Consider the following 18298-nt stretch of genomic DNA (forward strand, 5'->3'; position numbering starts at 1 on the left):
AGCCATTTTCTCTGAAAAGTATGGCTTTTTTACTGTAGCCGGATTACTTGCCCATGCTTGGCGGCGCTGGATTGCTTGACTAGGCTGACTGAATAATCAGCAGATCCAGGCTCAAGGAAAGGCGATGGCAAAGCTCAAGGAATACCGCCTCAAGCGTAACTTCGAAAGCACCCCCGAGCCCGCCGGGGAACGGCATGACGACGACGCTTCTGGACACAGCTCTTCTGGACACAGCTTCGTGATGCATAAACATGCAGCGAGCCATGACCATTTTGATCTTCGGCTGGAGCAGGAGGGGGTGTTGCGCAGCTGGGCGCTGCCCAAGGGTCCCAGCCTTGAACCCGGCGAAAAACGCTTGGCGATACAGGTGGAAGATCATCCTTTGGAATATGCCGATTTCGAGGGTGTCATTCCTGAGGATGCTTACGGCGGCGGCACCGTCATGATCTGGGATCGAGGCGAATGGAAGGCCCACGGCGAGCAGAAGGAAGGTCACCTCGACATCGAACTCGACGGCGAAAGGCTCAAAGGCCGCTGGACGCTGATCCGCATGAAAGGTGGCAAGCAGAAAGATACCCAGGATGACAAACAGTGGCTGATGATCAAACGCAGCGATGACGGCCAGAATGACACGCCCGAGGTCAGTGTCGAGGAAGACAGCAGCGTGGTATCCGGGCGCAGCATGGCCCAGATCGCAGAAGATCGCGACGCTACCTGGGCCTCACAACATGACCAAAGCAACGAAAACAGCAATACGAACGAAAACCAAAGCAGTGAAGCCTCCCTTCCCGACCCCGGCTCGCTGAAAGGCGCCCGGCGTGCCGAGCTTCCCGCCGAGCTCCGGCCGCAACTGGCCACCCTGGTACACGAAACCCCGGATACCGATGCCTGGATTCACGAAGTGAAATTTGACGGCTATCGTATCCTGGCCCGTATCGAAAACAATCAAGTACGGCTGATGACCCGCAATGGCAAGGACTGGGCGGACCGCCTTCCCAAACTTGCCGACTTATTGGCGCAGCTTCCGGTGACATCCGCCCTAATCGATGGCGAAGTCGTCGCACTGGCCAAAAACGGTATCAGCAGTTTTCGCCATCTCCAGGAAGCCATGAGCGACAAGCGTACTGACGACCTCGTCTACCAAGTGTTCGACATGCCCTACCTGGAAGGCTATGACCTGAAAAAGGTAGCGCTTATTGAGCGTAAGCAGGCCCTTTCCCAATTACTAAAAGCCAGTGGATTCAAGGATGACAGCCAAGTCCGCTACTCCGAGCATATCGATTCCCGCGGGACTGAATTTTATGAAGAGTCCTGCCGGAAGGGACTTGAAGGCATCATCAGCAAACGCGCCTCTAGCCACTATCAGGAAAAGCGCAGCAAGGATTGGCTCAAGACCAAGTGTGTCCTTCAGGATGAGTTCGTCGTGGGTGGCTACACCGAGCCGCAAGGCTCACGCAATGGTTTCGGGTCGCTATTGATGGGGGCATTCGATAACGACGACCGGCTTGAGTATGCCGGACGTGTGGGCACCGGTTTCAGTAGCCTGCAACTTGAATCGCTGAGCGCCACCCTACAGAAGCTGGAAACGTCCCGCTCGCCGTTCAATGCTCCGGTTCCCGATGAACGTTCCGTCCATTGGGTACGCCCGGAACTGGTGATCGATGTGGAATTCACTCAGCGCACGCGGGACGGGCGTTTACGGCATCCATCGTTTCGTGGGCTGCGTGAAGATCGCAACCCAAAGGAAATTCGCATGAATCGCAGCAAGCCGAGTGCCGCCCCCCCCTCGAGCGGCAAGGCACCCAACGCCAAGCCTTCAGCTCAACGCCGCGCGCAAGACCGCGCCGGAAAGGATGAAACCGACGTACTCGGTGTGCGGCTCACCCACCCTGATCGAATCCTGTTTCCCGAGCAGGGCTTGACCAAACTCGACCTGGCTCGCTTCTACGAAGATATTCAGGACTGGATACTGCCGCACTTGGCCCGACGGCCCCTCTCGCTGGTGCGCTGCCCTCAAGGACGCACGGATGAATGCTTTTTTCAGAAGCATCCCCGCAGCGCCATTCCCGACAGTGTGCCGCGCATCGAAATCCCCGAAAAGGGAGGCAGTGCCGACTACCTCTATGTAGAGTCGGCTGCGGACCTGGTGGGCCTGGTCCAGGCCGGGGCCTTGGAGATCCACCCTTGGGGAAGCCATATCGATGACGTTGAGCATCCGGACATGCTGATTTTCGATCTCGACCCCTCGCCTGGGGTGAACTGGAAGGAAATCCTGCGCGTGGCCGGTACACTTCGCGACCGCCTGGAATCACTCGGCATGCAAAGCTTCGTGCGCACCTCCGGCGGCAAGGGGCTTCACCTGGTCGTGCCCTTGGTGCCCGAAGCCGACTGGGAGCAAACCAAAGCCTTTGCCAGGGCGGTGGCGCAGTTACATGCCAAGGACGACCCTGAGCGTCTGACGACTCAGATGTCCAAGACCAAGCGCGAAGGCCTTCTGTTCATCGATTACCTGCGTAACGGACGCGGCAACACGGCGGTAGCTTCTTATTCCGTACGTGCACGCAAGGGCGCGCCCGTCGCCGTACCGGTGCGCTGGGACGAACTCAATGCCACCCTGCGCCCCGACCGCTACGATGTCTCGAACCTGCGCCGACGCCTCGCGGCACTGCGTGAAGATCCCTGGGAAGGTTTTCTGGATGCAGCCCGCCCCATTAACGTCAAGTTGCTCAAAGCCGTGGGACTCTAGCTAATATCGGAAGTGGCTGAACGGATAGCGCTGGATTGGCTCAAAGCATCACGTAGCCATCCATTTGCAATCGAGGAACGTACCATGGCCTTCACCGCGACCGATCCCATCAAAATGATTTTTGCCCTTCTCTTGCCACCGGTGGGTGTTTTTCTGGAGGTCGGGTTCAAAGGCCACTTCTGGCTGAATCTTCTCTTGACCCTATTCGGCTATATTCCAGGCATCATTCACGCCTTCTACGTCATCCTCAAGCATTAGACGGGCCGGACATACTGAAATCGAGCATAACGAGAGAAAGGCGTCGCTCAACTGCAATGACGCCTGAATCTCAAGACTTTTGCTAATGTAGTTTCAAGAAAACCAACGGATTGGAATGGCCTGCTTATGTCGGCCGCTCGCGCCACAGCTGAGCAATATCCGGAGGAAGCTGGCTGGCGACGTCCTCTGCTTCGCCGTCGCTGATTTGGGCGCGTACCGTGGCGAACACCCTACGGGAGATCGACTCCGCCTCTTCCGGGTTGGCATCCAGGTCCGAGGCAACCATTTCAATGAACTCATCCTTGCCGAATCGTTGCGGGGCCGCGCTTTTATCGATCCCGCTATGGTCCAGTAGTTCCCGCAGCTTCTGGGGGAGTTGTGCTTCCATCTTGTTGGTTTCGGTAGGCTGGATTCGTTTTTCCAAGGCACCCAACACCGCTACTGTGGCTTTTTCCGCCTCTTCCTTGCTCATATCGCCGGGCGTGCACAACTCATTGAGAAAATGGTGGTAGGTGTTAGCGGTGCGCCCTTCATGACGCTTCTCTTGCTGCTCTGTTTTAGGTTGATTGGCCATCTCTGAAGTTCCTCCCTGGTTCGAGATTCTAAACCTGACGTAAATTGGCTAACGGGAAGCGGAACCTGGCGTTTTGCAGCAACGTTCCCCGTAGCTCTACAGAGTGTGGTAAAGATTCCCGCAATATGACAAGTATTCAACGCATGTCAGTGGGTATTTTTTTGCAGCGCATGAAGGCATGGAGCACAACCGCTACGTGAGACGGGCATTCGGGCTCGAAAACAGCAAGATTTCTTAGATACCGCAGCAGCTCTTGAACTTGCGTAAGCTCCCGCACAGGCAAGAATCGTTGCGACCGGGCTTGAGCCGAGTGATATCGGGAGTACCATCCAGATAGAACCAACGCCCTTCTTCGCGCACGAACCGAGAAGCCTCTTCCAGTACCGCCCAACGCCGCCCTTCCTTGAAGACGGCGCGAAACGCTACCTGCCCCTTGCCACCCTCCTCTGCGCTTTCGAGTATTTCGAGGCGCAGCCAACGTGACGAACTATCCGGCGCCAAGTTTGCCGGGCGAGTGCTCGGGTGCCAACTTGCCAGCAAGTAGTCGGTAAGATTCAACACGAAAGCACTGTAACGCGAACGCATCAGCGCCTCAGGAGTCGGCGCCAGCTCACCGGCGTGATAGCGCCCGCAACAGTCGGCCAACGGCTTGTCACCACCACAGGGACACAAAGATGCGTTGAGCGGGCTTTTAGCAGGGCTTTTGAGAGTGCTTTCGAGAGTGCTCATTCAGCATTCAGCCTGTTGTGTATTGCGGGAGAAATGCACCAGGCGTACATCCACAGTGACAACGAGCGACTCCAGCGACGCCGCTTCCGCCCGGCCTTCGGCGCTGGCGCGATAAAGGTGCGGGGTCATGGCGAGCAGATCGGCAATGCTATCTGCACCGTTCAGTTCAAGCGGGTAGCGGATTGTTTCTGTGTGCAGGCGCGTAAAGCCTTGCGGCACCTGGAACTCTCTGGTGCGCTCCGGCTTCAAGGTGGGATAAATGATCTCGCGCAGCTCACGCAGATGGTCCGGCCCGGCATCCACCTGTAGCAGCATGCCACCCGGCTTGAGTACGCGAGCAAACTCGCTGTACACAGGAAAGCCGAACATGCACAGCAGCCGATCGAGCGTGCCGGGCTGCACGGGCAGGTTTGCGTTGCTACCCACCAGCCAACTGGCCCCTTTGTCTTGCTTGGCGGCGGCGAGAATCGCCCATTTGGAGATATCCAGCCCCGTCAGCGCCAGCGCTTGCTCTTCAGATGCCGCTTTCGCCAAGGCGCGCAGGTAGTAGCCTTCCCCGCAGCCGGCATCAAGGCAACTGAGCGTGGCATCGATGGGGAAACTCTTCAAAACGGCTTGGCTGAGCGCATCGGCGATGGGTTGGTAATGCTCGGCATCGAGAAAGCGTTGGCGTGCCGCAACCATTGCCTTGCTGTCGCCGGGGTCGCCTGAACGCTTCTGCTGTACGGGCAGCAAATTCACATGGCCCTGCTTGGCAATATCAAAGCTATGCCCTGCCGCACAGCGCCATGCATTGCCGTTTCGCTGTAACGGGTCGCCGTCCAGCGGGCAGGCCAGCGCTTGAAAAGGGGTCATGCTCATAAGCTGTCATCGCCTTTCGGATAAGTGTTCATTGGCATCGCCGGCCGCTGAAGAGGAGTGAGCACCGGGTTCTTCGCCAAGGGCGATATCCTGATGACTGAGCACCACCACCTCTCTCGGCCACCACTCAGGGTGGTTGTCCCGGATAAAGGCCATCAGTCTCTCCCGGATATGCATTTCCGCTACCCAGCCATCCATAGGTTCAGATGCCATGAGATAGCAAGCGATCGTCTGGGCCATGCCGGTTTGCCCCGTCACGTAACACAACAGCTTGTGGTGTTCGATGACGTTGTCTTCTTCCTTGGCATACTCCAGGAATTTTTCCCTAAGGAGCTCGATATCTGCACTCAAGTGAAGGGTTAGCTCCAGGATTCGGTACATCTTGGAACTCTTGACTGAAAGGTTCTCGAAGGGCTTGGAGACGAAGTACGTGACCGGCACATTCAAGCGCCGCTCGTCCCACACCCTCAGCCGAATGAAGGTATAGAAAATGCCTTCCACATAACACCACTGACCTTCGAACATTATCAGATCGCCGATGCGAATGGGCTTGGCTAACGACACCTGAAACGAGGACAGGATATTGCCCAGCACCGCCTGGCCCGCGATTCCCCCCAGTACCGCCAGAACACTGGCCGACGCCAGCAGCGAAATCCCCAGCGTCCCGAATAGCTGGACCTGACTCAGTACATAGACCAAAACCACGATAACCGTGACCAGGATGATGACCCGACGCAGCGCGTGAAGCGACGTCAGTAACTTGCGATCATCCTTGGGTTTGGTGTCATCGATCGGCCCCACGAGACGCCGTGTCACGTTAAGCAAAATGGTGTCCACCAGGCGAAGCGCGATGGTAGCGACGCCCCAGGCCACGATGGTAATCAGCAGTACGCGAATGAACGTGGTAGCCACGGCAGTGAAAGAGACCACGTAATTGAGCACTATCTGGGCAACCAGCGACATGACGAGCAGCGCCATAGCCCCCTTGATCTGGCTGGCAAAGATGCTTGGCGAGCCGGAAGGTAACCAATGGGCCATCAACCCGACCAAGGCGTAGACACCCCACCCCACCAGGCCAATCGCCAGCAGGAAAATCGGAATGGCTATCCACTCCCAGATCTGGAGGATCCCGAACGAGGTCTTAAAACGCTCCGGGATATGCTCCTCCAGCAATGAGGGGCCATATTTCTCATAAAGTGGCGGGATCGACGATACGCTATCCGGCGTAACCAGCCAGACCGGCTCCTCATCGCCCACCCGATACCGGCTCAGACTAATATCATAGGCTTCGCCATCGGCCTGGAGTGATGCCAGCTCGATATTGCGGCGCGGCTCTCCTGTTTGGGGATGCTGTCCCGACGGGTCCTGGATAGCGGCATCCTGACGCCCGGAAAGGCTGGAAGTATTGAGCCACTCGCCACGCCTAAGGACCTCAGCCAACTGTCTGGCTAACCGAGCTCCTCGTTGTTGCTGCTCCGCAGGGTCCAGAAAGGACAAGTTGAGGATATGCGCCGCCGCGGCAAAGTCTTCCTCATCGGTAAGTTCCAGAAAGCTCCGGATAGACTCTCGTGGCGTCATCCGATTGACCGTCTCAGGCGCCTCGTCAAGCCCAGCGTTCAACGAATCGACGGAGAACCATTGCTGCTGCTCGCTCTCACTTCCCCCCTCCTGCATTTGCGCCACACTGGGACCGGAAAACATCAATGCTACTGACAGCACTGCCCACAGGAGCCACGAGATGTTTACTTTCATATGCGTGTTCCGATTTCGATGAATCATCCGTTTATGCCACTTGACAGACGAACTCAATTCTGACTTGCGCCTGGCATTAAGCTACCCTTGAAACCGCCTACCTTTGTTGACATCCATACCATCCTGTCAGGGCAGTAAAGATTTGACATCCTCCTCTCCCTCAGCTTCTTAGGAAGCTGCCGCCTGGGGCGGAAAGGAAGAGGATTCCTACGGCGCTCAGGCTCAGCCTACGGCTTTCCTGAGTCGCTTCGGTGGGTTCCTGCTGCTGGCGGCCTTCCTGCACCGCTCACTTCACAGGCTAACCGGGCATGCCCTGCCCTTAGCACATTGATCGCGCCGACAAGATCGGCATTGGCCTTAAAGCCACGCAAGACACAGGACTGGCGCACGCCGCTGGAAGTCTATGCCGAGGAGTTCAAGAAAACCGTCGCAGGTCCGAGCACCCTTCACGCTTGGCCACAAGCAAGCCTTGAACTTTCGACCGCTGCCGCAAGGCGGTGCGGTCGGGCTGTTTCATAACAAAGTATGGCCCAGTGCCCAAACCCATCGCGACGCCAGCACGCCTCTTTTGCAGCAATGAATTTGGTGGCAGCGTCGTGATCCCAGTTGAATGTGAGGAGCGGCATGTGCTCAGTCATGCGAGGGCCTGAGATGCCACGGTGGGGCTGCAGCTGGGTTCCAATGCTGAATATCGTTTTCAAGACTCAGCCACTTTCCCTCGTCGAACTGAGCGTGTGTTTTGGACTGGCGTCTCTGGTATTGGTGGCCGTGAAACTCGAAAAATGGCTGTACCGCCGCGGCCGGGGTATGTCGAGACAGCCTGAGGCCTGCGCCGGCTTATCACCTGAGTGAATGCCATGACACACTGGTTCAAACGCACACTGCTGACACTGCTCCCGCACCACGGGCTGTCACGCACGGTGCAATGGAGCGCCCGCTGCCCACCAGCCAACCGGCCCCTTTGTCTTGCTTGGCGGCGGCGAGAATCGCCCATTTGGAGATATCCAGCCCCGCCAGTGCCAGCGCTTAAAAAGGGTAATGCTCATAGGCAATTCATCATTAAAAAATGTCGCTATGTGGCGCCGAAACCGTCGATGGCAATGGGGCCTGGGGAGGCCTGAAAGCGGTGCGCACCGTTTTGAGCAGTTACTGTTTGGCAAACAGCCACAAAAAAACCAGGCCCGCATAAGCGGGCCTGGTTTTTCGAAGCCTTTCGACTTCAAGCTCGTAACTAAATGCTAGTTAGGCGAGCTTGATGTTCGAAGCCTGGAGGCCTTTTTTACCTTGGGTCACGTCAAAAGAAACGTTTTGACCGTCTTGCAAGGATTTGAAGCCTTCAGCTTGAATTTCTGAGAAGTGAGCGAACAGATCGTCGCCGCCTTCAGAAGGAGTAATGAAGCCGAAACCTTTAGCGTCGTTAAACCATTTAACTGTGCCAGTTGCCATGTGATGATTCCTTCGCGCTTAGCGCTGTATACAAGTTGCCGGGTGTTGCCCCGAGATGAAGCGGATAAAACAAGGGGATATGACCAGGTTACCGAAAGGATCGACTACAACTGACAATATTCACTGCTTGCTAACCAACTGCGAGCAATGATCACACATCTGCGGGATGATGTCAACGTGATTGAGAGAGGATCTGACACTGTCTCGCTGATGAGCGTTGGCTCAGTGCCAAGGCGGTTGCTGGCATGAGTGATTGCCGTGCCGTCATGACATGAATAGGATAGACCGTAATGTAACGTTTTCTACTAATACAGGGAGGCTTTCATGCCGACGATACTGCAGGTTCACTTTCCTTTCGACGGCCCCTTCGGAGAGGCCATGGTCGATGCGATGACGCCGCTGGCCCAATCCATCAACGACGAACCCGGCCTACTCTGGAAGATCTGGACCGAAGATCCGAAGAGCAAGCGCGCGGGCGGCATCTACCTGTTCACTACCCGCGCGGACGCCGAAGCCTACTGCAGGATGCACACCGCCCGCTTAAAGGACATGGGCATCACTGGCATCGAGGCGCAGATCCTAGAAGCCAACGAGGCGCTGTCGGCGATCAACGATGGTCCTGTCTCCGGTTTTCGATAGAAAAATTCGCTCCACTGTGGTGGTCAACTAATCCCGGACAGTATTTTAAGTTTTTCTTCTGCGATCACGGATGGCACGCCGTCATTGAATGCATGAGGAGTTTTCCACCTGTTGGTAAAGTCTTCTATTTCAACTTTCCTGATACGCTTGGTCCACCAACTTTCGCGCCTTCTCCCAGTCTCCTGCCGTGCGGATATTCACCTCAAGATTTCCGGTTCCCCAGTGGCCTATGCTGGTGACGTCACGGCTGAATGCCGTTTCTTCGCCGAGCGCACCGGGCAGTTTCAGGTACATCTGCAAGCGCGGGTCTTTTCCTGATTGCACCACAATGGATACGAAGTTACGAATGCTTTTGAATGCGGTGTAGAGCTTGAGTTCTTTACGCTGAACTTCATCACCTAGCTGCTCAACGTAATGGCAGACGGTTTGGTACAGCTCAACCAGCGTGGGCGGTGCTTCAACCAGGCGTTCCTGCTGGCTTTTGTCTTTGCTGATGCTTTTAGCCGGTTTTTTGGGCGATAATGACGCACCAGCGACGGGTGCGGCTTGGTTGGCTGTCTGTGCGTTCACCAGTTCCAGTAGCAGCAGCTCATCGCCGAAATAACGGTAACGCATCAGCTCAATGTTGCGGTTGATCTGCTGAACGGCGTGCTCGTCATATTTATTGAAATCTGAGGCAATACAGATCAACCGGGTGCCGCCCCATTCTATATTTTCGGCCTCGGTTTTACCGATTTTTTCCATCACCAGCCATTTGAATTCGGCTTGGTGGTCCTGCAGCCAGTCCAGATAAAATAGGCCTTGGTTGATGACGTTTTCGTTGCTGTGACGTTTGTATTCCACAATCACTGGGCAGCCGTTCTCGTCCAGCCCCAAGGAATCGATACGGCCCTTGTGCGTTTTGCCGGTGCTGTATTCACCGGCCAAAAAACGCACACCGATCAGGGCGTCCATATTCGCTTCGATATGGTTTTGAAGATCCTTTTCCAGCTGTGCGCTTTTACCGCTCAGTTCGGTAGCACTGGTACCGGTAAGTTGAAACAACTTGATATCGCTCATGCAGTGACCTTGCGCTTGCGGGTTTTCTTCATCGGCGTCACAGCCGCCCGCTCCGCCTTGATTCTCTCCAACAACGCCTCGGCACTGTTCTCCCCGCTGATCAGCTCGGGATTGTCCTTGCGCCACTGCTCGGTGAGTTCGCCCCGGAAGGCCTTGGCCAGGATGGACTGGGTGAGGTTATTGACGCGGGCCAGGGCGTTGTTGACCTGTTGTTCGATGCGGTCGGCGTGGGCGAAGAGTTGGTCTACTCGGCTGACTATTTCACGCTGCTCATCAATGTGTGGCAGCAAGATATGCATAGATAACCACTCCGGGAAATAGACGGTTGTATGGGTTGAACCCTTTCCGAACTTAAGAAGAGAGTCTCGTTCAGCAACAAACAGCCATTTCAGCCAGTCTGGATCAATGACTGGAGACGGTACCCAGTTAACAAAATCCTGACTAGTTGCCATACTTTTACCCATTTTCACAACATAACCCACAGAGGCCGTTCGGCTAATACAAATAGTCCCAACCGGGAGCAAACGACTTGCAGAGTTCGCCAACCCTAACTCATTGGTTTTCTGTTCCGTGTCTCGAATCGTCTTGCTGTGGTTTTTGTTCGCATCCCTGATACCTATCCAGCAAATATCCCCGTTCCAGTACTCCGATTTATTTCGACTTGGAGTGTGACCGGACTCCATGCGAGCGACTTCAACCAGAGAGATCCATTTCCACTGCGAGACAGGACTGGCTACAGGCCTCCCCACTGCTGTGGCGTAATTCCCTTGAATAAACGCATCAGATCGAGACTTCCAACGGGCAGGCTTTGGAAGCGGATCATGTCCTTCAAGTAGAGTTTCAGTGGTTTTAGTGGGATTCCGGTGCCGCCACTCCTCCGTCAACCATCCACTCACCGCTGCAGCCAGCACAGACTGGCGAAAGCGTTTGAGGATTTGCGGGATGCGTTCGAGGCGGGCTTTGGTGTTTTCCACCTGGGCCAGCAGGGTGTCGAGTTTGTCGGCGATGACTTTTTGTTCGGCGAGGGGGGGGAGACGTATGTCCATCTCTTCAATAGCTTTACCTGAGATATTAGGTTGAGCACCGCCGTACGCAATTTTTAGAATATCGTCGCTTAAATAATGAACGAGATAATTTTTGTATTTATTGCAACCATCAGTTTGAAAATAAAGTTTTAGATTCCCTACTCGTTGATTTTGATAAGCCGATTCTTTTCCCTGATAAACTCCGATCTTTCCAGTTGTCGCACCTGACATGGCGATCAATAAATCACCGTTTTTAACTTCAAAGCCTGGAGCACCTTCCAGAACGTGCACCGCGGTTTTATCAGAGGCTATCTTACCATCTAGGTCTGAAATTCTAATTACAGGAAACGTATTTTCGCTTGCTGGAATGTAATCGTTGCTTTTAAATGCGAAGCCATTTTTTAAGTAAAAGTAATCGCCAACAACAGCTTTAGACCAGCCAGCTGGTAAGTCTAACTTTTCCATCACACTGCACCTTCTAGCTCTTTAAGCAACCCATCCAGTTCACTTAACGCAGCTTCCAACTCATCCTTCGCCTCACTCGCCAATACACTCGGCTCCGGCAGATTGGCAGCGTCCACGCTGTCGCTATCCTTAAGCCAGGAAATATCCAGCGAGTCGCCCTTGTGTTCAGCAATCCACTGGCGGCTGAAGCTGCGCCAGCGACTGTGGGCCAAACGGGGATCGATACCCTGGTTTTCTTCCGCTTCTTCCGCTTCTTCCGGCAGCTCGATCTTGTCGGAATGGAAGCTGTATTCACCTTCCTGTCGCACACTCAGACCGTTGGGATCATCTCCAAAAACTTTCTCGAACGGCTTGAGGTGTTGCTCACCAAACGGCGTGCGCTTGCCAAAGCTGGGCATGTTGGTGCGCAGATCAAAAACCCAGACATTTTCGGTGCAGTTCTCTTCCTGATACTTGTCCACTGCGCTGCCCTTGGTGAAAAACAGCACATTAGTTTTCACACCCTGGGCGTAGAAGATGCCGGTGGGCAAACGCAGGAGTGTATGCAGGTTGCACTTGTTCATTAAATCCCGGCGTACATCGGTGCCTACGCCAGCTTCGAACAGCACGTTATCCGGCAACACCACCGCTGCACGGCCACCGGGCTTCAGGTTGCGGTAGATGTGCTGCAAAAAGGCCAGCTGTTTGTTGCTGGTTTTAAACGTGAGGTCGTCGCGGGTGACGCTGGCATCACCGCCTTTGCTGGTGCCAAAGGGCGGATTGGCGAGAATGACGTCGGCTTTGGGCAGGCTGGCGCCAGTCTGGCCCAGGGCGTTGCCTAGGTGAACCACGCCTTCATCGTCGCCTTCCATGCCGTGCAGCAGACAGTTCATCAGCGCCAGACGGCGGGTGCCGGGCACCAGCTCGATACCGACAAAGGCATGATTTTTCTGAAAAGCCTGCTGCTGGGCGTTCAGGTCAAACAGGTCGTCGGTTTGATCCTTGATGTACTGATCGGCGGCAATTAGAAAGCCCGCTGTTCCCGCAGCCGGATCTTGAATTGTCTCGCCAGGCTGAGGTTTCAGGCAGCGCACCATGGTGTTGATCAACGCGCGGGGCGTGAAGTACTGGCCTGCGCCAGACTTGGTTTCATTAGCGTTCTTTTCAAGCAGACCTTCGTAAAGATCCCCTAGACCGTCCTTCTGGGCGCTAAACCAGTCGATCTGATCCAGCGTTTTGATCATCTGCTCCAGGTGGCGCGGCTCGCGCAGGCGGGTTTGCGCATCAGCATAAACGGCGCTGATCAAGGGGTCGTCATGAACCAATCTACCCGCACCATCCCGGCCGCTGGAGAGGCTGAGCAGAATGCGTTTGTAGTCATCAAGCAAATTGATGCCCGATTTGCCCTTCAAGTCGGTCCAGCGGCAACCTTCGGGTAGCACGTGACGCTTCAGTGATTCAGCTTGGGTATTCTCGTGCACCATTTTAATAAACAGCAGCAGCACCAGTTCGGTGACGTAGTCCGAGTAATTGATGCCGTCATCTCGCAGCACATCACAAAGATTCCAGAGCTTCTGGACGATGTCGTTATTGGTCATGGTTAGTTCCGGGTTGTTTTATGCGCGCTCAAGGAAGAGCACCATCAGCGGTGTGTTGATGTAGAAGTTGCTGCGGCCGACTTTGGTTTTGTCCAGCAGGCCGATATTGACCAGTTCATCGAGATACTTGGTCGCGGTGATGCGGCTGACGGACAGATCCTCCATGACGAATTCGATTTTCGTATAGGGGTGGTTGAACAGGTTGTTCAGCAGTTCCTGCCGATAGATCTTCGGACACTCATCACGCATACGGTGTTTGGTGTGTTGTATCAACTCGCGGATCTGACTGATCAAGTAAATGGTCTGCTGGGCGGTCTGGCTGACCCCTTCCAGCATATAAAGTAGCCACGGCTCCCAGTTACCGGTATCGCGCACGGCCTGTAGCTCCCGGTAGTAGCCGGCCTTGTTTTGGATCAGGTAACGGCTGAGATACAGCACGGGCAAGTCGAGCAGATCCTTGGCGACCAGGTAAAGCATATTGATGATGCGCCCGGTTCGGCCATTGCCATCATAGAACGGGTGAATGCTCTCGAACTGATGGTGGATGATGGCCATTTTTACCAGCGGGTCGGCATCGCACCGTTCGTCATCGTTGATGTAGTCGACCAGATTGCTCATCAACGCTTCGATTTCCTGAGCTGACTGAGGCGGCTCATAGACGACCTCCCCCGTGGCCTGGTTCTTCAATGCGGTCCCCGGTAGCTTCCGGAAACCGGCATTGTTGTTTTCAAGGGTTTCCTGAATCAGGAGAATATCGTTAAGACGAATCAGTCGGGACTGCCGAACACTGCGGAACCCGGCTCGTAGTGCCGTGGCGTAGTCCTGAACTTCCTTGGTTTGCGGTGAAACGCTGGCTTCATCCGCGACAACGGCGCGGTAAAGATCATCCTGGGTGGTGATGATGTTTTCAATTTCGGAGCTGTGCCGGGCTTCCTGCAACGTTAGGGTGTTGATCAGAATTTCTTCGTTGGGGATGGTCGCCGCGACACCTTTGAGTTCGGCTAGATAGCGGTGTGCCTCCGCTGCCTTCTTAAGCACGGTTCGGGTTTCCCACTGTTCGAGGGCTTCAAGGGGCAGAGTTGGCGGCACGGAACGTCCCTTTCTCATTTAATGTATAGAAAAACCAAAAATCTATACATGTCTGGGCGGATATGCAAAGGAAACGGCACTTTTCTTTGCATATAAGGGCCCAAATGTTCAGAAAATCGAAAAATCTATGCACTTTGCTGTGGCCACATGGCCTCGCCAAGATCTTCCAGTACGGTATCCAATTCATCCCCGAGAATTTTATTCAGCTGCTTAGCACCGCCCTGAAATGCAGGTAGCTGATTGACCGTTTCACGATCGATGATGACTTCATGGGTAAGCTGCTTGGCCAGGCGGTCTAGCCACTTGCGCTGGGCCGATGTCCAATTGTGCTGGATATAGATGCGGTCCATGGCTTCGGCCACACGCTGCTCAAAGGGCTTTAGAGGCTCGCCCAGCGCGGCGCGGCGGATATGGCCGACGATGCTGGCGGCAATGTTTTTATTGGTCTGGTTGCGCACGGCGCTTTGCAGGTTGGCTTCCGAGTAGCCGTGGTTATCCAGCAGTACTTTCACTTCCTTAAGTTGCTGGCGGGTAAGGTCGCGGGGCTTGTTGACGACCACTGCCAAGGCGGTCGATTGATTAACCTGCTCTTTGATAAACGCATTGAAGCTGTCCAGATAGTCTTCTGGCCGTTGGTGCACGCCATAGCTTTGGGTGGGTTCCTGAATGAGTTCGTCTTCATGATGCGAAATCACGGGCATTTGGTCGCTGCCTACCAGGGATTTTACTTGGCTAAGCTGATTGACCAGGCCACTGTGCTGGCGGATGAATGCCGACGCTTCACGAGGGCCAAGTTTATGCAGGTGCTGGTGCAGGGTTTTCGGCTCGACTCCCCACAGCTCGTGCAGTTCGTCCAGCTTGTCTTTCAGCGCCGGTCGGCTTTCGGCTTTGTTGTCGGCCTTGCGCAGTACGCGCATGACCTTCTGGCTGAGCTGGCTAAGCACTACATCAGCCTGGCTTTCGCCCAGTTGTTCGCCAGGGCTGTTCAGCGCTGCTTCTAAATGGCCCTCGTCGGTCAGTTCGTCGACCAGTTGCTCCAAGGTGATATTGGGGTCCCTCACCAGGGGCTTCATGGTATTGACCTCGGCAAGCGCGGCGTAGATATCGACCGGGTCGTAAATACGGAATACGGTTTTGCCGATCTCATCGCAGCGCCGTGTGGCGCGGCCAATCATCTGCTCGTACAAAATGCGCGAGCGTATCCGGCGCATGAATACCAAGTGGCAGATCTTGGGTACATCGATGCCGGTAGTCAGTAGGTCAACAGTGACGGCAATACTGGGATAACGCTCGTTTTTGTAGCGACGGATCAGCTGATCGACTTTGTCGCTTTTGCCGGTAATCTTGGCCACAGCGGTTTCATTGTAGCTGCCGTTATAGAGGTCTTTGAAGGCATCATCCAGCAGCCGCTTGACCATATCGGCGTGCAGGTCGGTGGCGCAGAATATGAGGGTTTTTTCGTCGCCAAAGGGGTCAATCTCCTGGGCAAGTTCCTCGCAGATAACCCGGTTGAAGTTTTCGTTGATCACCCGACGGTTGAAGGACTCAACTTCAAAACTCAGCTCGTCTTCAAGCTCGGTAGTGTCCACTTCGCCGGTCCGAGTGTTGATTACTTCCACCGGGTTGCCCTTCTCGAACTGGATGCCGTTCTTGGTCAGCAGAGTTTCGTAACGAATAGGCGGTTCGTGGTCGATCAGCCAATCGTCTGCGACGGCCTCCCTGTAGGAATAGGTGTAAACGGGTTTGCCGAAGATCTCGCTGGTGTGTTTGGCCGGTGTGGCAGTGAGGCCGATTTTTACCGCATCGAAGTAATCCAACACTCGGCGGTAGCTGGAGATATATTGGCTGGCATCGCGGGTCGCCAGCTCGCCTTCGGTCATTTCCTGGTCCAGGGTGTAACCCCGGTGGGCTTCGTCAATGATAATGCAATCAAACTGGTCAATGGGCGGCGGCTGATCGCTCATAAAGATACGTTTGACCATGGCCTGAACGGTGGCCACCTGAACGCGGGTTTCCACCTCGGCGGCCATATCGCCCAGTTCCGCCACGTTGTAAATATTGCTTAAGGTTTGGTTCTGCTCCAGAGGTGCTTCGTTAAAGGCGTCGATAGCCTGCTGACCGAGTGCTGTGCGATCTACCAAGAATAGAATTCGATGGTAACGTTCGGTTTTCAGGAAGCGGTACATCAGGCCAATGATGGTACGGGTTTTGCCGGTGCCGGTGGCCATGGCAAGCAGTACGGAGCGGACGTTTCGGGACAGGGCATTTTCGGTCGCCGTGATGGCCTTCTGTTGATAGTCGCGCAGTTTCAGGTAACCGAAGGGTTCATTTTTGAGCAGCTTTTCGGCGTTTTCTTTATCGCGTTCCAGTAGATCCAGCAACCCCGCGGGGGTGTGAAATCGTGACAGTGCGCGCCGGGTGTTACTGGGATCACGCGCATCACGAAACCAGGTACCCGATTGTTCGGCCAGCTGGGGAACATAGGGCCGACCGTTGCAGGAATAGACAAAAGGCACCATATAGTGACCTTCATCGTCGGCTGGCCAGGCGATGGTGCGGCCCGCCAGCTCCCAGGTACCGACTAGGGGTGCTTCTACCTTGAAGCCTTTGCTGTAACGTTCGGCCTGATGAATTTTACCCGCCACGTTGGTGTTTTCTTTCTTGGCCTCCACCACTGCAATGGGCGCAAGACCTGCAAACAGTACATAGTCTGCCCGGCCTTTATTGCCGTTATGGTTAGTGGGCCATTCGGCAATGGCACGGTAAGTGCCTTTCTCTGGCCTGGCGCCTTTCTGGTAAGTAATTTCCTGACTGTCGGCGTCCCAGCCCGCCTCAACCAGTTGCTGGTCGATCAGGATACGAGTGAGTTCTTCACTCAAAATAATCTGCTGGCTAGCCGCCTTTGTCTTCTGAGCCACTTCCTGGCGTTGAGCGGAGACTGGCTTCTCACCCTGTTCCATCAGTTGTTGCTGGAGTGCCTTGATCTTCTGCTCGTAATCCTGTTTTTGCTGTACGAGTGCCTGTTCGTGGGCGGTTGCCTCCAACGTTTTGGCTCGGGATTCTTCTTCCATAGCCAGAGCGAGGGCTTCGTACTCGGTCTTTTCCTGTTCAACGAGCTGGCTAAGCTGCTGACTGCTGTCCAGCTCCATGCTGGCGTGCTTCAGGTCATGGCGAAGCTTTTCGATGTCGACTTGCAACTGGCGTAGCTGGGCACTGGGGTCTTGCGGTGGCACGAACGGACCCGGCTTGAATCCAGTGCCAGCGTTGCCAAAGGAGCGGTGAAACCAGATGGCCAGTTCACGGGCCAGCCTCAGGCCGTCCATGGCTTCTTTATGACAAGTGCGGAACTGGTGGGTTGCCTTGTTGCCCTCAATGCGCAGGGTATGGAAAAGCTCTTTTACCTGTGGCTCCAGGCGGACTTCTCGATTCAGGCGGTAGAGCAGATCGGACTGACTGGTTTGGTCATCGAAATCAATCCCTGACGACGCCGCCAGATGCTGGGCAAGCGCCTCTCCGAGCTGGCGTAGCTTGATTAACGTAGTGTTGGGATCGCCGGAGAAGGCTCCCTCCGCAGCCGATGCCAACTGTACGAAAAGCGCGTCATGCTCGGCCAGGAAACCGAAATTTACTGATGTGTTATCGCTGCCTTGCACAATGCGCTCCACTTAGTATGTTTTTTGGTAGACGTTAAGGGAGGCCAGGCCCTTTTGATTACTTTTCTAATACCTGAACTTTAGCAGCCTAGCGATAAATGAGCAGCCCTCAGGCTAGGGAGAGCACCATATTATGAACTTTTCAAAAGCAAGGTAGATGTTGATGGAAAGGGAGCCCGCAATTTTTGGCCAGTTCGTAGATCGCTGTGCCTGCATGGGCATACCCTTTCAGTACACCGGCATGAAGCATCCGAAACGGCCTGATGGCTGTCTGAGCAGAAAGGAATCAGGCCGCTTCTTCCATCAGTCCCGCCGCAAAGTCCATATCAGAGATAAGCCTTCGGAGCCCCCTGATGACGTCGATCATTGGACATATGTCGGCCGTCATCGGGCTTCAGTCTAATGCTTCCGCCGTGGCGTAGGCA

Annotated in this window: 13 protein-coding genes and 1 pseudogene; 3 read left to right on the forward strand and 11 right to left on the reverse strand. The window is 54.9% G+C overall.

All coding sequences use genetic code 11. From position 1 onward, the window contains the following. Window positions 1-124: 124 nt before the first annotated feature. On the forward strand, window positions 125-2746 hold the full coding sequence (gene ligD, locus LG290_RS12985; RefSeq protein ID WP_499835166.1) for a DNA ligase D: 2622 nt from the start codon (window positions 125-127) through the stop codon (window positions 2744-2746). An 84-nt stretch (window positions 2747-2830) separates the two neighbouring features. Next, on the forward strand, window positions 2831-3004 hold the full coding sequence (locus tag LG290_RS12990) for a YqaE/Pmp3 family membrane protein (protein ID WP_160417695.1): 174 nt from the start codon (window positions 2831-2833) through the stop codon (window positions 3002-3004). 124 nt (window positions 3005-3128) lie between these two features. Here the strand turns inward: LG290_RS12990 and LG290_RS12995 are convergent, their stop codons facing one another. The 6 genes and pseudogenes from LG290_RS12995 to LG290_RS13020 form a co-directional block, all read right to left on the reverse strand. Then, window positions 3129-3578 carry a DUF2267 domain-containing protein gene (locus tag LG290_RS12995; protein WP_160417694.1) on the reverse strand — a complete coding sequence of 150 codons (450 nt, stop codon included), beginning with the start codon at window positions 3576-3578 and terminating at the stop codon, window positions 3129-3131. A 234-nt stretch (window positions 3579-3812) separates the two neighbouring features. Beyond that, a complete protein-coding gene (locus LG290_RS13000) occupies window positions 3813-4307 on the reverse strand; it encodes a YchJ family protein (RefSeq protein WP_499835167.1) in 495 nt (164 codons plus the stop codon). Continuing rightward, entirely contained in the window at window positions 4308-5168 is an 861-nt protein-coding gene (locus tag LG290_RS13005; RefSeq protein WP_499835168.1) for a putative RNA methyltransferase, read from the reverse strand. Between the two features lie 6 nt (window positions 5169-5174). Further along, a complete protein-coding gene (locus LG290_RS13010; protein WP_499835169.1) occupies window positions 5175-6920 on the reverse strand; it encodes a mechanosensitive ion channel family protein in 1746 nt (581 codons plus the stop codon). Window positions 6921-7277: 357 nt separating this feature from the next. Then, window positions 7278-7403 (reverse strand): annotated as a pseudogene (locus LG290_RS13015) (hypothetical protein); the annotation flags it as partial. Window positions 7404-8162: 759 nt separating this feature from the next. Continuing rightward, window positions 8163-8366 carry a cold-shock protein gene (locus LG290_RS13020; RefSeq protein ID WP_160417691.1) on the reverse strand — a complete coding sequence of 68 codons (204 nt, stop codon included), beginning with the start codon at window positions 8364-8366 and terminating at the stop codon, window positions 8163-8165. A gap of 324 nt (window positions 8367-8690) precedes the next feature. Between LG290_RS13020 and LG290_RS13025 the strand changes: the two genes are divergently transcribed. Then, window positions 8691-9005 carry a monooxygenase gene (locus LG290_RS13025; RefSeq protein ID WP_499835170.1) on the forward strand — a complete coding sequence of 105 codons (315 nt, stop codon included), beginning with the start codon at window positions 8691-8693 and terminating at the stop codon, window positions 9003-9005. Between the two features lie 129 nt (window positions 9006-9134). On the opposite strand, the gene LG290_RS13030 is transcribed toward LG290_RS13025, so the two are convergent. From LG290_RS13030 to hsdR, 5 genes are all read right to left on the reverse strand, one after another. Further along, window positions 9135-10064: a DUF5655 domain-containing protein gene (locus tag LG290_RS13030; RefSeq protein WP_499835171.1), complete on the reverse strand. Its 930-nt coding sequence runs from the start codon at window positions 10062-10064 to the stop codon at window positions 9135-9137. Then, window positions 10061-11554: a restriction endonuclease subunit S gene (locus LG290_RS13035; protein ID WP_499835172.1), complete on the reverse strand. Its 1494-nt coding sequence runs from the start codon at window positions 11552-11554 to the stop codon at window positions 10061-10063. Before LG290_RS13035 ends, LG290_RS13030 begins: the two co-directional genes overlap by 4 nt. Next, window positions 11554-13131 (reverse strand): class I SAM-dependent DNA methyltransferase, encoded by a 1578-nt coding sequence (locus tag LG290_RS13040; RefSeq protein ID WP_499835173.1) that lies wholly within the window; start codon window positions 13129-13131, stop codon window positions 11554-11556. Before LG290_RS13040 ends, LG290_RS13035 begins: the two co-directional genes overlap by 1 nt. Window positions 13132-13149: 18 nt before the next feature. Beyond that, window positions 13150-14220 (reverse strand): Fic family protein, encoded by a 1071-nt coding sequence (locus tag LG290_RS13045; protein ID WP_499835174.1) that lies wholly within the window; start codon window positions 14218-14220, stop codon window positions 13150-13152. A gap of 125 nt (window positions 14221-14345) precedes the next feature. Further along, a complete protein-coding gene (gene hsdR / locus LG290_RS13050; RefSeq protein WP_499835175.1) occupies window positions 14346-17873 on the reverse strand; it encodes a type I restriction-modification system endonuclease in 3528 nt (1175 codons plus the stop codon). Window positions 17874-18298 lie beyond the last annotated feature (425 nt).

Source organism: Halomonas sediminis (assembly GCF_044871105.1).
GTDB classification, from domain to species: Bacteria; Pseudomonadota; Gammaproteobacteria; order Pseudomonadales; family Halomonadaceae; genus Vreelandella; species Vreelandella zhuhanensis.

Excerpts from the sequence above, each read along its gene's own strand:
- ligD (WP_499835166.1), top strand. The coding sequence starts at position 125 with ATGGCAAAGCTCAAGGAATACCGCCTCAAGCGTAACTTCGAAAGCACC.
- LG290_RS12990 (WP_160417695.1), top strand. The coding sequence starts at position 2,831 with ATGGCCTTCACCGCGACCGATCCCATCAAAATGATTTTTGCCCTTCTC.
- LG290_RS12995 (WP_160417694.1), bottom strand. The coding sequence starts at position 3,578 with ATGGCCAATCAACCTAAAACAGAGCAGCAAGAGAAGCGTCATGAAGGG.
- LG290_RS13000 (WP_499835167.1), bottom strand. The coding sequence starts at position 4,307 with ATGAGCACTCTCGAAAGCACTCTCAAAAGCCCTGCTAAAAGCCCGCTC.
- LG290_RS13005 (WP_499835168.1), bottom strand. The coding sequence starts at position 5,168 with ATGAGCATGACCCCTTTTCAAGCGCTGGCCTGCCCGCTGGACGGCGAC.
- LG290_RS13010 (WP_499835169.1), bottom strand. The coding sequence starts at position 6,920 with ATGAAAGTAAACATCTCGTGGCTCCTGTGGGCAGTGCTGTCAGTAGCA.
- LG290_RS13020 (WP_160417691.1), bottom strand. The coding sequence starts at position 8,366 with ATGGCAACTGGCACAGTTAAATGGTTTAACGACGCTAAAGGTTTCGGC.
- LG290_RS13025 (WP_499835170.1), top strand. The coding sequence starts at position 8,691 with ATGCCGACGATACTGCAGGTTCACTTTCCTTTCGACGGCCCCTTCGGA.
- LG290_RS13030 (WP_499835171.1), bottom strand. The coding sequence starts at position 10,064 with ATGAGCGATATCAAGTTGTTTCAACTTACCGGTACCAGTGCTACCGAA.
- LG290_RS13035 (WP_499835172.1), bottom strand. The coding sequence starts at position 11,554 with ATGGAAAAGTTAGACTTACCAGCTGGCTGGTCTAAAGCTGTTGTTGGC.
- LG290_RS13040 (WP_499835173.1), bottom strand. The coding sequence starts at position 13,131 with ATGACCAATAACGACATCGTCCAGAAGCTCTGGAATCTTTGTGATGTG.